Origin of the sequence: Pseudomonas sp. CCOS 191, from assembly GCF_001007005.1 — a bacterium.
Lineage (GTDB): Bacteria > Pseudomonadota > Gammaproteobacteria > Pseudomonadales > Pseudomonadaceae > Aquipseudomonas > Aquipseudomonas soli.
Window position 1 is genome coordinate 2759076 of record NZ_LN847264.1, and the last position, 15287, is coordinate 2774362.

General features: G+C 62.5%; 4 protein-coding genes. All 4 read left to right on the forward strand.

The genetic code is table 11. From position 1 onward, the window contains the following. Window positions 1–12: 12 nt before the first annotated feature. The 4 genes from CCOS191_RS28285 (at window position 13) to CCOS191_RS27915 (ending at window position 15260) form a co-directional block, all read left to right on the forward strand. Complete coding sequence (locus CCOS191_RS28285; protein WP_052752600.1) at window positions 13–13488, forward strand: hemagglutinin repeat-containing protein; 13476 nt, start codon at window positions 13–15, stop codon at window positions 13486–13488. Beyond that, entirely contained in the window at window positions 13488–13934 is a 447-nt protein-coding gene (locus CCOS191_RS27910) for a hypothetical protein (RefSeq protein WP_156177546.1), read from the forward strand. Before CCOS191_RS28285 ends, CCOS191_RS27910 begins: the two co-directional genes overlap by 1 nt. Before the next feature lie 419 nt (window positions 13935–14353). After that, complete coding sequence (locus CCOS191_RS12375) at window positions 14354–14647, forward strand: hypothetical protein (protein WP_046855457.1); 294 nt, start codon at window positions 14354–14356, stop codon at window positions 14645–14647. A gap of 223 nt (window positions 14648–14870) precedes the next feature. Next, a complete protein-coding gene (locus CCOS191_RS27915; RefSeq protein WP_156177548.1) occupies window positions 14871–15260 on the forward strand; it encodes a hypothetical protein in 390 nt (129 codons plus the stop codon). The last annotated feature ends 27 nt before the right edge of the window (window positions 15261–15287 follow it).

Here is a 15287-nt window from a genome sequence, read left to right on the forward strand (position 1 = left end):
ACGAGATTTGACATGGATGTTCGCCTGTTTGCCTTCCTGGCCCGCCAACGCTCGGCCAAAATTCAACCGCGCGAGCACTTCTGCGGCTTGCCCAAGCGCGGCCTGGCGCTGTTGCTGGCCAACGCCATGTTCTGGCAGCCGCTGTGGGCACAGGCCGCCGAAGGCGTGGTGGTCAGCGGGCCGGGCACCAGCCTGGATCAAGCGGGCAACGGCGTGCCCATCGTCAATATCGCCGCGCCCAACGGCAGCGGCCTGTCGCACAACCAGTTCAGCGACTACAACGTCGGCCAGCAGGGGCTGATCCTCAACAACGCCACCGACCGCACCCAGGCCACCCAACTGGGCGGCATCATCCTCGGCAACCCGAACCTGCAGGGCACCGCGGCCAGCGTCATCCTCAACGAGGTCAACGGCGCCAACGCCAGCCAGCTGCGCGGCTACACCGAAGTGGCCGGGCGCGGGGCGCATGTCATCGTTGCCAACCCCCACGGCATCACCTGCGATGGCTGCGGCTTCATCAACACGCCACAGGCCACGCTCAGCACCGGCAAACCGGTGCTCGAGAACGGCCAGCTGAGCCGTTACCAGGTCGACCAGGGCCATATCGCCATCGAAGGGGCGGGGCTCAACGCCAGCAACGTCGACAGCTTTGAACTGATTGCCCGCAGCACGAAAATCAACGCCGAGATCCAGGCCCGCAACCTGGCCATCGTCGCCGGGCGCAACGATGTCGATGCGCGCACCCTGGCGGCCACGGCGCGCCAGGACGACGGCAGTGTCAAGCCGAGCCTGGCCATCGACTCCAGCGCCTTGGGCGGCATGTATGCCGGCGCGGTCAGGCTGGTGGGTACCGAGGCCGGTGTCGGCGTGCGCCTGGACGGGCGGATGATCGCCAGCGGCGGCGATATCCAGCTCGAGGCCAACGGCCAGTTGCGCATGGCCCAGGCCAGCGCCACCGGCGACGTACGCCTGCAGGCGGCGGCTATCGATGCGCAGGGCCCGGTGCATGCCGGCCAGCAACTGCAGCTGGACAGCCGCGGTGAGTTGGTCAACCGCCAGGGGCTGACTGCCGCGGGCCAGGTACAGTTGAACGCTGGCGGCCAACTGAGCAACCTTGGCGGTATCCAGGCGGGTATCAACATCGATGGCGAGCGCGTGGCCGGCGCCGACCTGAAGATCAGCGCCGGTGCCGTGGACAACCGCAACCAGCGCCTGATCGCCAGCGGCGACCTGACCCTCTCCACCGGCACCCACCTGGACAACCAGGGCGGCAGCCTCAGTGCCGGGCGCGACCTCAGCGTCAATGCCGCGACCCTGGACAACCGCCAGCAGGGCAAAGTGCTCGCCGACGGGCGCATGACCCTCACCGGTGGCCAGTTGCTCAACGGCGACCGTGGGCAGATCACCAGCCAGGGCGCGCTGAACGCCACCTGGGCCCATCTGGACAACCAGGCCGGCGAACTGTCCAGTCTCGATACCCTGGCCCTGAATCTCGGCAGCCTGGACAACCGCACTGGCAAGGTCCTGGCCAACCGCGGCATCACCGTCACCAGCCAGGGGCTGGTCGACAACCGCAGTGGCCGGATCGCCAGCCAGGCCACCCTCGACCTGAGCGCCCAGGCCCTCAACAACGGCCAGGGCGGCCATATCAGCGGCAACGAGGCAGTCGGCGTCAATGTCGGCCGGCTCGACCAGCAAGGCGGTCACCTGAGCAGCGTCACCACGCTGACCCTGGACCTGAACCATGGCCAGCTGGACAACCGCGACGGCAAGATCGCCGCCAACCAGTTGCGCCTGCGCCAGATCGCCGATATTGACAACCAGCGTGGCGAGATCTTCGGCAAGGGCGCCTTCACCCTGGCTGGCCGCAGCCTCGACAATACGGGCGGCAAGTTCTACAGCGAACAGGCCCTGACCGTGCGCCTCGACCAGTTGCTCGACAACCTCGATGGCCTGGTGTCGGCCGACGGCCTGGATATCCGCGCCCTGACCCTGAACAACCAGGGCGGCGTGGTCACCAGCAAGTCGGACCTGGCATTGGTCGCGGGTGCAGCCATCGACAACCGCCACGGTGAGATCTCCAGCACCGGCCTCGGCCAGGTAACGGCAGACAGCCTCGACAACCGTGAGGGTACGGTCACTGGCGGGGCGCTGGAGTTGGCCATCGCCCAGGCGGTGGACAATCGCCAAGGCGTGCTGGCTGCCGACAAGGCGCTGACATTGAACGCTGCCAGCCTCGACAACCGCGAGCAAGGCAAACTGCTCAGCGACGGCACGCTCACCGCCAAGACCATCGGGCTGCTGGACAACCAGGCCAAGGGCCTGGTGAACGGCGTGGGCGCCACCCACATCGAAGCGGGGCAGCTGGACAACCGCGGTGGCCGCCTGGTGGGCAAGGATCTGCTGACCCTGCAGGGCCAGCGCTGGGACAACCGCGGCGGCAAGATCGAGGCCGACGGCGCACTGACACTGACCATCGACCACCTCGACAACCGCGACCAAGGCCTGGTCAGCGGCCAGACCGGGGCCCGCTACAGCGGCAGCGAGCTGCTCAACCAGCTCGGCATCCTTGGCGCCAAGGGCAACCTCGACCTGGTCGCCGCGCACCTGGACAACAGTGGCGGCAGCCTGACCAGCGGCGGCGATCTCGATGGCCAGGTCACGCGCCTGGAGCAGCTGGGCGGCAAGCTGTCCGCCGACGGCAAGCTGACCCTCAAGGGCAGCGCACTGGTCAACCGCCAGGGCGCCGTAATCGGCGCCGGGCAGGGCATGCACCTGACCGTGGACAGCGTCGACAACCGCGGCGGCGAACTGTCCGCGGCCAAGGCGCTCAGCCTCACCGGGCAGCGCCTGGACAACACCGGCGGCCAGGTCCTGGCCGACACCGACCTGGCGTTGACGGTGGCCGAGGTCATCAACCAGGCCCAGGGCCTGTTGCGCGGCAAGGGCCAACTGACCCTCGACGGCCAGACCCTGGACAACCGCGACGGGCGTGTTTCCGCCGAGCAGGGCGCACGCCTGCGCCTGAGCCAGGCGCTCGACAACGGCAAAGGGCTGCTGAGCAGCGAGGGTGACCTCGACATCGGCGCCGCCAGCCTGGACAACAGCGACGCCGAGCTGAGCAGCGCCGGCAAGCTGACCCTGGCCACCACCGGCAAGGTCGAAAACCAGCGCGGCTCGATCACCGCCGACGGCGCCCTCGAGCTGCGCAGTGCCAGCCTCGACAACCGCGCCGGCGAGGTCGGCGCCCAGGGGGTCATGGACATCGCCACCGGCACCCTCGACAACCGCGACAGCGGTCATGTGGTCGGCAACGACCGCCTGACCCTCAAGGCCGGCCAGGTCAACAACGCGGGCAGCGACAGCCGCATCGACAGCGATGGCGCCATGCACCTGACCGCCAGCGGTTTCGACCAGCAGGCCGGCCGGATGCTGAGCAAGGCCTCGATCACCCTCGACCTGGGCCAGGGCGCGCTGGTCAACCACGGCCTGATCAAGGCCCCGGTGCTGGTACTGAACAACCTCGGCAGCGTCGACAACCAGAACGGCGAAATCACCAGCCCGCAAGGCTTCACCCTGGCGGCCAATACCCTGGACAACCGCCAAGGCAAGCTGCTCAGCGAGCAGGCCTTGACGGTGCGTATCGCCCAGGCGCTGGACAACACCAAGGGCCTGGTCTCGGCCAAGGGCCTGGACCTGCATGCCGCCAGCCTCGACAACCGCGAGGGCACCGTCAGCAGCCGCGCCGGCCTGGTGCTGACCGTCGACGGTCGCCTGGACAACCGCCAGGGCACCCTGGTGGGCGACACCGCCCTCAACCTTGTTGCCGCGACGCTGGACAACAGCAAGGGCAAGGTCTCCGGCAAAGGCCAGGGCGAGATCCAGGCCGATACCTTGCTCAACAACGCCGGTTCGCTGGTCAGCCTCGAGCAACTGCGGATCCAGGGCGGTGAGCTGGACAACCGCGAGGCGGGGCTGCTCGGCAGCAATGGCGCGCTGACCCTGGAAGTCGACCGCATCGACAACCGTGGCGGCGAGATCACCGGCAAGGCCGCTGTCGCGGTCACCGGTACCTCGCTGGACAACAGCGACGGCGGCCTGCTGGTCGCCGGCACCGGCATGACCCTGGCGTTGCAATCGCTGCTCAACCGCAACAAGGCGCGCCTCGAGGCCCAGACCGGCCTGACCCTGACCGGCCTGACCCTGGACAACGACGGTGGCCGCCTGACCAGCCAGCGTGACATGACCCTGACCTTGACCGGCGCGGCGCTCAACCGCCTCGGTCTGATCAGCGCCGAGGGCCAGATGGTGCTGGCCGCGCACAGCCTGGACAACAGCACCGGCAAGCTGGACAGCGCCGGCAGCCTGAAACTGACCACGGGCGGCGCGCTGCTCAACCAGGGCGGCGAGCTGCTCAGCGACAGCGACATCACCCTGGCCAGCGCCAGCCTGGACAACACCGACAAGGGCGCGCTGGCCAGCAAGGGCCAGCTGACCCTCAGCACCGGCCACCTGGACAACAGCCGCCAGGGCAGCATCAGCAGCAACCGCACCCTCGACGTGCACGCCGGCCAGCTGGACAACCGCAACGGCGGCCGCGTGGGCAGCCGCGAAGCACTCACCGCCACGGTCACCGGCCTCGACCAGCAGGGCGGCAAGCTGTTCAGCGACACCGCGGTCCACCTCGACCTGGGCCACGGCCACCTGGACAACCGTGGCGGCCTGATCAATGCGCCGTCGCTGCAGCTGGACAACCTCAAGACCGTGGCCAACCAGGGCGGCGAGATGTCCAGTGCCCAGGCCTTCACCGTCGCTGCCGAGCAACTGGACAACGGCAACGGCCGCCTGCTCAGCGACCAGCGCCTGCTGCTGCGGGTCAGCCAGCGCCTGGACAACCTCAAGGGCCTGATCGGCGCCCAGTCGCTGGAGATTCATGCTGGCGTGCTGAGCAACCGCGACGGCGGCCGCATCGAAGCCAAGGACGCGCTCGCCCTCACCAGCAAGGGCCTGGACAACCACGCCGGCAAGCTGCTCGGCAGCAGCCTCGCGCTGGACCTGGGCGGCGCCGACCTGGACAACGGCGCGGGCCTGATCACCACCGCCGGCCCGCTGACCCTGGTCAACCTGGCCAAACTGGACAACCAAGGCGGCGAGATTTCCACCGCCCAGGCCCTGCAGCTGGACGTCAGCGAGCTGGACAACCGTGACGGCAAGCTGATCAGCGAACAGACGCTGGGCATCACCAGCGGCGCCATCGACAACCGCAACGGCCTGGTCTCGGGCTGGCAGGGCCTGACCGTGACCGGCCAGAGCCTGGACAACCGCCAGCAGGGCACCCTGTCGAGCCGCTCCGGCGCCGTGCAGGCGACCGTGACCGGCGCGCTGCGCAACAGCGACGGCGGCGCTCTGGTCGCCCAGCAACGCCTGGACGTCAAGGCCGCCAGCCTGGACAACAGCGCCAAGGGCATCCTCTCCAGCGGCAGCGGCCAGCAACTGACCATCACGGCGGCACTGGACAACCATGACGGCGGCCTGATCGATGCCGGGGAAAAACTGGTCATCAGCGCCGGTGCTCTCGACAACCACGGCGGCCGCGTGGCCACCCGCCAGGACCTGGGCCTGACCGCCGCGAGCCTGAACAACAACGACGGCAGCCTCGCCGCCCAAGGGGCGCTGACCCTCGACCTGCTCGGCGAGCTGCTCAACCGCCAGGGCAAGCTGTTCGCCGGCAAGGACCTGCTGATCCAGCGCGCCGGCCTGGTCGACAACCAGGCTGGCCAGATCGCCAGCCAGGGCCTGCTCAAGGTGCTGGCCGCCAGCGTCGACAACAGCCAGCGCGGCACCCTGGCCGCCAATGGCCCGCTCACGCTCGACAGCCGCGGGGCGCTCAACAACTCAGGCGATGGCCTGATCTACAGCCAGCAGGGCGACGTAGGCCTGCAGGCGGCCAGCCTGAACAACGCCAAGGGCACCGTGCAGGCCAAGGGCGCGATCACCGCGCAGGCCACCGGCCTGCTCGACAACCAGGGTGGCAAGCTGATCGCCCAGGATGGCGCGCTGAGCGTGACCGCCGACACCCTCGACAACCGCGGCGGCATCCTCGCCAGCCTCAAGCAGGCGCTGGGCGTGCGCACCAGCGGCGTGCTGCGCAACGGCAGCGACGCCACTGGCCAGCGCGGCATCCTCCAGGCGCTGAGCCTGGACGTGCAGAGCGCCAACCTCGACAACCACGGCGGGCGCATCGCCGCGCTCGGCGGTGATAGCGTGATCCGCACCGGGCAGCTGGACAACCGCGATGGCGGCATCTCCGCCAGTGGTCTGCTCAAGGTCACCGGCGCCAGCCTGCTCAACGGTGGCGACGCGCGCGGCGAGATGGTCGGTCAGCGTATCGATATCGGGCTGAGCGGCGCGCTGGATAACCGCGGCGGCATCATCGAAAGCGCCAGTACCCTCGCCATCACGGCCGCCACTCTGGACAACCAGGGCGGGCAACTGCGTGCACTGGGCAACAGCGGCACTACACGATTCCAGATCGGCGGGCTGCTGGACAACCGCAACGGGACCCTGGAAACCGCCAACACCGATCTTGCCCTGGTCATTAGCGATCTGCTAAATGCCGGGGGCAGCATCACTCACCTCGGCAATGGCGATTTCGGTGTCAGCAGCCAGCAGGTCATGGCGGCGGGAGGCCGCCTGTTGACCCACGGCACCCTGAATCTCAGTGCCGACGACTGGGTCAACAGCAGCGTGCTGCAAGCCGGCACGCTCAACCTCGATGTCAAGAACTTCACCCAGACCTCCAGTGGGCAACTGCTGGCGACGAAGGCGTTGCTGGGCAAGGGCGGCAACTGGCTCAATGATGGGTTGATTGCCAGCGATGGCACGCTGAGCCTGACCTTGGGTGGTACCTATTCGGGCAACGGCCGACTGACCAGCCTGGGGAACATGACCCTGTCCGCGGCGCAGATGAGCCTCGGCACCGCCACAAGCATTGCCGGTGGCGACAGCATCGTTGTCAACGTCGGCAACCAGCTGAGCAACCTTGGGCGCTTGTCGGCGGTCAACGACCTGACGATCAACGCCGGCAGCCTGTCCAATTACGGGGCATTGGCCGCGTCGCGCAACCTGAACCTGATTGCCCAGTCCGTCCACAACGACCAGGCTGCCGATGGCAGTCGAGGCTTGCTGTTCAGTGGCCGGGACATGTCGATCCGCACGGCGGATTTCAGCAACCGTTATGCGGACGTCTACAGCCTGGGCAATCTGCTGGTCGCCGGCGTCAGCGCAGGCAGTACTGCGGCAACCTTCCTGAACAGCTCCGGGACAGTCGAAGCGGCCGGTGACATCAACCTGCAGGCATCCAGCTTCGTCAACAAACGCGACAAGTTCAGCGCCAGCCAGCAGATCACCGACGGCTACATGACCATCTACTGCGTCCAGCATTGCAAAGGGTCGCGGTGGGTGAGGGGGCCGGTGCACATCTACAAGACCCAGGAAACCGTGGTGCTGGAAGATTCGCCAACGGCAACCCTGGCTGCCGGGCGTGACCTGACCATTGGTGGGGGCAGTGTTCTCAATTCTCGAAGCGTGATCTCGGCGGGCAATGATCTCACCATCACGGCCAGCAGCATTACCAATGAGGGCGAGCGTTCCAGGTCGGGAACCGTTGGCAGAGAGGTGGGGGCTGGAACCAAGGTTCCCACGGCGTACTTCTTCCAGTTGATCAACGAGGTAAACGCCTACAACCAGGCCCACCCTCGTTCTGGACCGTTCAATGAAGCAGCCTTCAAGGCCCTGGTCGCGAAGTTCGACCCCGGGATGTTTTATGGCATCAATGAAGCACTCACGCTCAAGGACGATAATCAATTCATTGCTCCGGCGCTGATCCAGGCTGCAGGCACGGCGAAGCTCACCGCGGCAGGCAACGTCAACAATATCGTTGTGCGCAGGGCGCCGGAGGCGACCAGCAGTCGTGCGTTCGATACCCAGGTATCCAGCGCGACGCAGCCCACGGTGGTCAACCTGAATGCGCAGTTGCCACCCGATCTTGCCCAGCGACAGGTAGACCCGACCACCCTGCCAGGCTTCAGCCTGCCGGCCGGGCAGAATGGCCTGTTCCGCTTGAGTGGCAAAGGCAGCGATGCGGCAACCGGGCCCACTCAGGGCTGGACATTGGGCAACGCCACCGTCGGCTCTCATGAGCGTCAGGGGCTGGCCAGCTCCCGGCCGGGCGTGATCCAGGCAGTGGATGCTGCCGCATCCAGGGCGAGCGAGCAGGCAATCGATCGCATTGCCCACCAGCGCGTCGAGTCGGCGGCCAAGGCCAGTGCCATCGAGGTCAATGCGCCTGTGGCCGAGGCAGTGGATAGCGGCGTTCGATCGCCAAACCCAGGTGCGCAGGCACATGAACTGAGCGCGCAGGATGCCGGAGTCAGTGCCCCGCCACGGATACCGGGCATCACCCGCCTGCCCGACAGCCAATATACGAGCAAGCCGCACAAGTACCTGATTGAAACCAATCCGGTGCTGACCGACCTCAAGCAGTTCATGAGCTCCGACTATCTGCTCGGCAATCTGGGCTATGACCCGGACAAGAGCTGGAAGCGCCTTGGTGACGGCTTCTACGAGCAGCGCCTGATTCAGCAGGCGGTGGTGGCGCGTACCGGCCAGCAGTTCATCGATGGCCAGACCTCTGGCGAGCAGTTGTACAAGCACCTGATGGACAATGCCATCCGCAGCAAGGATGCGCTTGGCCTGAGCGTTGGCGTCGGCCTGAGCTCTGCCCAAGTGGCGGCGTTGACGCACGATATCGTCTGGCTCGAAGAGCGTGAGATCAATGGTGAGCAGGTACTTGCGCCGGTGCTGTACCTGGCCCATGCCAACGGCCGCCTGGCGCCTGACGGCGCGTTGATCGCCGGGCAGGATGTTCAGCTGATTGCCGGGGAAAACCTCAACAACATTGGTACGCTGCGTGCCTCACGCAACCTCAGTGCCACTGCAGGCAAGGACCTTACGAACAGCGGCCTGATCCAGGCAGGTGGTCGCCTGGACCTGTTGGCCGGCAACAGCCTGGTCAACAGTGCCGGCGGCATCATCAGCGGGCGCGATGTGAGCCTGACCGCCGTCAATGGTGACCTGATCAATCAACGAGACCTGACGCGCACGGACAACGACTACGGTAGCGTGCGTGAGCAGAGGGACCATCTCGACAGCGCGGCCCGCATCGAAGCCAGCAACAGCCTCAGCCTCAAGGCGGGCCAGGACATCAAGAACGTCGCCAGCGTGATCCAGAGCGGCGGCGACTTGTCGCTCAGTGCCGGGCGTGATGTGAGCTTGCTGTCGGTCGAAGAGCGTCACGGCTTCTACACCGAGCGCCAGCGCAGCAACACGGTGCAGCAGCACGGCGCCACGGTCACCGCCGGCCGCGACCTGAGCCTCGTCGCCGGCCGCGATCTCACCGCCGTGGCCAGCCAGATCGACGCGGGCCGCAATCTCACCCTGGCCGCAGGCGAAGACCTGAACCTGAGCTCCGCTGCCAACGAAGCGCACAGTTTCAGCCGCAGCAAGAAGGTCACCCAGTCCAAGGACCAGGTCACCCAGGTCTCGACCACGCTCAAGGCTGGCGGCGACGTCTCGCTGTCTGCCGGCCAGGACATGGCCATCGTTGCCAGCCAGGTCAAGGGCAAGGGCGATGTCGATATCGACGCCGAGCGCGACCTGACCATCGCCTCCGACCAGAACGAAAGTGCTTCGTACTACCTGAAGAAGAGCAAGGGCTCGTTCGGTCGCAGTAGTTCCAAGCAGCAGGAGAGCTACCACAGCACCAACGTCGCCTCGGTGATCGAGGCCGGTGGCGACCTGACCGTCAACGTCAGCAAGAAGGATGATGGCGGCATATCACTGGACGGCGGCCGCGATGTGACGGTGATCGGCAGCCAACTCAAGGCCGGCGGCGATGTCATGCTCGGTGCCACGGGCGATGTGGCGGTGTTGTCCGCTGTAGAGGAGCACGGCGAGTACAGCAAGAAGACCAAGTCCGGCTTCCTGGGCCTGTCGAAGAGCGGCAAGAGCCAGCTGCAGACCCGCGCCACACAGGTGGGCAGCGAGCTCGATGCCGGCAACGACATCGTTATCGCCGCAGGCAGCGATGTGCGCCTGCGCGCCAGCGAAGCGAATGCCGGCAAGGACGTCGAGCTGCGTGCGGGGTTGGTGGACAAGGAGGGTGACATCAACCTGGTGTCGGCCAACGATACCGCCTACAGCCACTCGGAACAGTACAAGAAAAAGACCGGGCTCTCGGTGTCAGGTGGCTTCATCTCCGTGGGCTCGGCGAAGAAGGCCGGCCAAGAGGCGCAGAGCAGTACCAGTGTGGGCAGCCAGTTGACCGCCGTGCAGGATGCCAGCCTGACCGCCGAACGCGATATCAATGTGACCGGCAGCGGCATTGCGGCAGGACGCAATGTCAGCCTTAACGCCGGGCGCGACGTGAACGTGGCAGCTGCGCAGAACGAGCACAGCGAGCACCAGTGGTCGAGCAAGAAGCGCGCGGGGATAGGCGTTTCCGGCGATGACAATGGCGTCAGCCTGTTCCTCGGCAGCGAGCAGCAGAAGGCCAAGGATCGCCTGGAGCAGCAATTGGCCGCCGCCAGTCAGATCCAGGCAGGCCAGGACTTGGATGTTCGCGCCGGGCGTGACATCAACCAGACCGGTTCCGACTTCAAGGCCAAGCACGACATCAATCTCGAAGCCGGTCGCGACATCAACATCGATGTCGCCCGCGAGCGTCTGCTGGTGGAGCACGAGCGCGAGCAGAAGAGCCAGGGTATCGGGGTCACGATCAACCACAACTTGGGCAACACCAAAGACGCGATCGAGGGCGCGGGTAAAGGTGAGAACGGTGTCAGCCAGACTTCCAGCACCTTGCGCGCGGTCGACGCTGTCAGTCAGTTCTTCGCCGGGCCTACCGCCGATGTGAAACTGGGTACCACCAAGCAAGGCAGCCGCGAGCGGGTGGTCGAGGAAAGTCAGCGTGGTTCCACCCTGGATGCCGGGCACGACGTCAACGTCAAGGCCGGCAACGATGTCACCATCGAGGGCGGGCAGTTGCAGGCGGGGCGAGACATCAGCATCAGCGGTCGGGACATCAACCTTGATGTAGCCAAGGGCAGCTTCAGCCAGGAAAACCAGCAGACCAAGAGCTGGGGGGGGATCCATGGCGGGACTACTGGCGGGATCAAGCTGGGAGCGGGCGGCAGTTATGGCGTCGCTGATCAGGACAGCATGCAGGGTACTTCGTCAGCGAGCCAACTCAACGCTGGTCGTGACGTCAAGCTTGATGCCAGCCATGACGTGAACATCATCGGCGGGCAGGTCCGTGCCGGACGCGACATTGATGTTGCTGCTGCCAACGACGTCAACATCCGCTCGGCGCAGAACGACAGCAACAGCCAAAACACTCGTCATAACGGTGGTGGCGAGGCAGGGTTGGCGTTTGGCGAAGGCAAGGTCGGTTTCTACGCCAGCGTCGATATCGGCAAGGGCGACCTGAAGCGCGAAGCCGAGCAGCAGCAACAGGCGTTCCTGTATGCCGGGGACCAGCTGAAGTTCAGCAGCGGCAAGGACACCACCATCGCCGGCGCGCAGTTGCGTGGCGATGAAGTGATTGGCCGTGTGGGAGGCGATCTCAAGGTTGCCTCCGTAGCGGATACCGGCAAGGTCGAGGGCAAGGAGTTCGACCTGAGTGCAACGGTCTCCGTAGGCGTCGGCGCCAGTGTCAGCGGTTCGGTGGGCTATGGACAGACGACCGGCAAGACCAACTGGGTCCAGGAGCAGACACGCATCACCGGTGGGAACAAGGTCGACATTCGCACCGAGCACCACACCCAACTCGATGGCGCGTTGATCGCCGCCGACAACGGCAACCTCAAGCTCGACACGGGTACGCTGGGTTACAGCGATATCGCCGGCAAGGACAAGGAGCACGGTTATTACCTCAACGTCGGCGGCAGTTGGTCGCAGCCAAGCGGCGGCAAGTCCGAAACCCACGGCAACCTCAGTGGCTGGGAGTATGAAAAGGACCGCGAGCAGATTGTCCGTGCCACGGTGGGTGCTGGCGAGGTTACCGTGCGCCAGGATGCAGAGACTGGCAAGGACTCGGTAGCCGGGCTGAATCGGGATCTGGACAAGGCTTACGAGATCACTCGGGACAGCGAGTCGCGTACTGATTTGTATGTGTCGGATACCTCTGTCAAGGCGGTTCTGAACCCGAAGAAGACGTTGGAACAGTGGCAGCAAAGTGCAGCTAAATATGGCGAGAGCAGTGAAGAGGCCTTGCAGAAACTGGGTGATCTCTTCCTGACCGCACAGGCAGTGGGCAAGGGGGAAAATTGGGACGAAGTCAGCAAGGCAGTAGGCTTTGCTCAGTATAAGCGTGAAGCGATGCGTCAGTTTATGCGGCAACTGGGAAGCCGCAATGAAGAGACCCGTGCGGCGCTCGTCAGTACAGTCCTTGTCCAGATTTTTGGGGGGAAAGTTACCAAGGACTTTGATGTTGTTGCTCGGTACTTGACTGATCTGGCAGGCCAGGATCCTGTCAAGGCGCGTGATGTACTGACCAGTATGGCCGCGCTAGATGATCGAGCGCCTGGCCAGATGAATTTTGTCCCGGTCGCATATGCTGGGTATGTAGTGATCAGCGCGCTGGCAGCCACTTTGGCTGCCAGCCAGCTTCCACCAGAGCGTCAGGCGGAAATGCAGGCTGCGGTGTCGAGGGCGATGGACGAGATCGAGGCTAATGTCAGCGATCTCAACAAACGTGCGCAGATGATCAAGCTGATCGTCGAGGTGTCCCTGCAAAATGAGGGGCTGCCTATTCACATACTTGATCCGAGGCTGAAGAAGTACGAAGGATTGTTGGTTGAGGCCGGGACGCAGAATCCTAGCAGTGGTGGGTATGGCGAAGGCGGGCAGGTGACTGTGACTCCGCATACTGGCGGCAAGCAGCTTGATGGGCAAACGGCTAGTGGAAGTTACGAGACTCCAGGGCATCAGTTGAACCCAGGGAACGTTTATAGCGAAAGTAGTGATAGCGATAAAGTCATCGGGATTGATATTCCGTTTCGTCCGGTCAACCCTGGCTTTCCGCCTAACCAAGCCGTGGTCGATGCCATGAACAGTGATCTCATCAAGGGTATGGTGAAATGCACGAGTACAGATTGTTCAGAGATCGCAATCAAGCTGTTAAAAGCTGCAGGTGGGGAGGGTAAAATCATAGAGGTACGTCCGCTTTCAATTGCTGGGCTGAACGTCTATGAAAATGGGCAGACCGAGCCGGATCAATGGTACCATCAAGTGTATACGGATGATCGTTATGTCTATGATCCTAGGCTTTCTAAACAGCCGATACCAAAAGGTGATTGGGAAAAGCATATTAAAGGACTAAATAGTGACGGAATAAAGATCTCTGAAAAGTTGAAAGGGCTCAGGTGATGGGTATAAGTGCAAAGTGTGAAGGGCGCCCAATTTTAGAAGTCATTGAGTGTTTGGGAGAGACGGAATGGCGTAAAGGGGCTGCCAGTGAGTATGTTGTAAAAACACATGCCGGGTTATTTATCAGGAGTCAGGTTCAATATCCTCCATCAATTTGTTTTCGCTTCGTTGATGAGGATGTTACGGCTGTTGCTGAGTTAATCAAGTGTGTGGATATCTATCAGGGGCTTTTGAAGTGGGCGATGATCGGCGAGGGCAGAGAGGATGGGCGCCATAGTTGGGTTATTGCACCTCAGCGTTTATTTGATGTGACGGAGCAGGCAAATCAGGAAGGTGAAACTGCGAAGCAGTTTCTGGCTAAAAATGATCCTGGTTTCGGAAAGCAGGCGTATGAAGATATGGCGGGGCTTGCCGCGCACATGAAGCGTTTTTTTAAGATGGACTAAAGGCAAAGTAAGGCGAATTAATTTGTGTTGCTATAATTTATGCTGTTTTATGGTTGGGGTGACGGCGAGACCTAGTGCTTAAATTGTGGGTGGAAAGTGTTGATTGCCCTGAAGTGGAACGTTGCAGATAAGCCGACGAGGGACAGATTTATTTTACCTGCTCTAATTTCGGTCCCTGCAGATGAAGGGGCCTAGCAGTCATGCAGGGGCGGTAAAGATTAGAGTGGTGAAAATAAATCTGTCCCGAATGGCACTTGGTTGTGGCTTCACGGCAAGGGCAGGGGAAACTTCCCGATTAACCCGTTCGATACCAAAACGGTATATGAAAATCCAGCCGTTCGAGATGGGAAACATCCAGTCACTGATGGCTACAATGGTGCTGATCAGCGTGACATCATCACGCATACGGGGGGCAGCAGTTGGACGGCGTCGTCGTCAATGGAAGTTATGTAGCGCCGATTGACCAGCTCAATCCAGGCTTGATGCTGAGCATCTTTGTCGACGAAGAGATCGTCAAAAACACAGTGCCAACTATCAGTGACCAGACCCGCTTGGATGACAAGGCGGGAAAACTCGGTTCTGTGTTAAGGGCTAAAATAGCGAAGGATGGAGAATTCGCTAGCGAGGGTAAGAGGGTGTCTCGCTTTGATAAGCGTGGGAGGGAGCTTGGTCCTGTAGATGTGAATGCTTATATGGGGTGGGTAGAGATATAATTCTGATGGGGCAAAAGGTTGAGTGTTTTTATAAGGCGGCTGGTGAGTATGGATCTGCATATGTTAAGTTTGTTGGTGATAACTCTAGGGGTGCGGCAAAGTTTGGGTTTGTTGGGATGAATTCTGACGGGAAAATAACAAAAATACATGTTCAAAGTGGTAAGGATATTTGGAAAACCCTGAGCGGTAGTGCTACGGACAAGGTTGTAATGGAGGTCCTGGAATGATAGCTGAAGCTCAGGTGGTAAAGTGGCCTTGCGAAACTGAAGGTGAGGTTGTACTACGTCACGGACGATGGGAGATTTTATGTTTTGGGTATTGCAGTTTGTCAGCAGAAGTAGAGAGTGGCAAGGTCTACAAGGTTGACATTACGCCAAATGTCATGGGTGATTATGATGTGGTAAGGCTGGAAGGTGGAAGTGAGCATGGTTTTTGTTCACTAAATGGATATGCTTATTTATTGAAGGGGAAGCTTTCTAAGGGTGGGCTTGAGATTGAGGGGGTTGTGTTTGATGATGATGTGTTTGAAAGGAAATTTTTTTATTTGGATGGTTGTGATGTTGGTTGGGTGGTGGATAGGTTGGATGTTGAGTTTTTAGAGCGGATTATGTAGTTTTTAGGTAGAGAAGGATATAGATTT

Excerpts from the sequence above, each read along its gene's own strand:
- CCOS191_RS28285 (WP_052752600.1), top strand. The coding sequence starts at position 13 with ATGGATGTTCGCCTGTTTGCCTTCCTGGCCCGCCAACGCTCGGCCAAA.
- CCOS191_RS27915 (WP_156177548.1), top strand. The coding sequence starts at position 14,871 with ATGATAGCTGAAGCTCAGGTGGTAAAGTGGCCTTGCGAAACTGAAGGT.
- CCOS191_RS27910 (WP_156177546.1), top strand. The coding sequence starts at position 13,488 with ATGGGTATAAGTGCAAAGTGTGAAGGGCGCCCAATTTTAGAAGTCATT.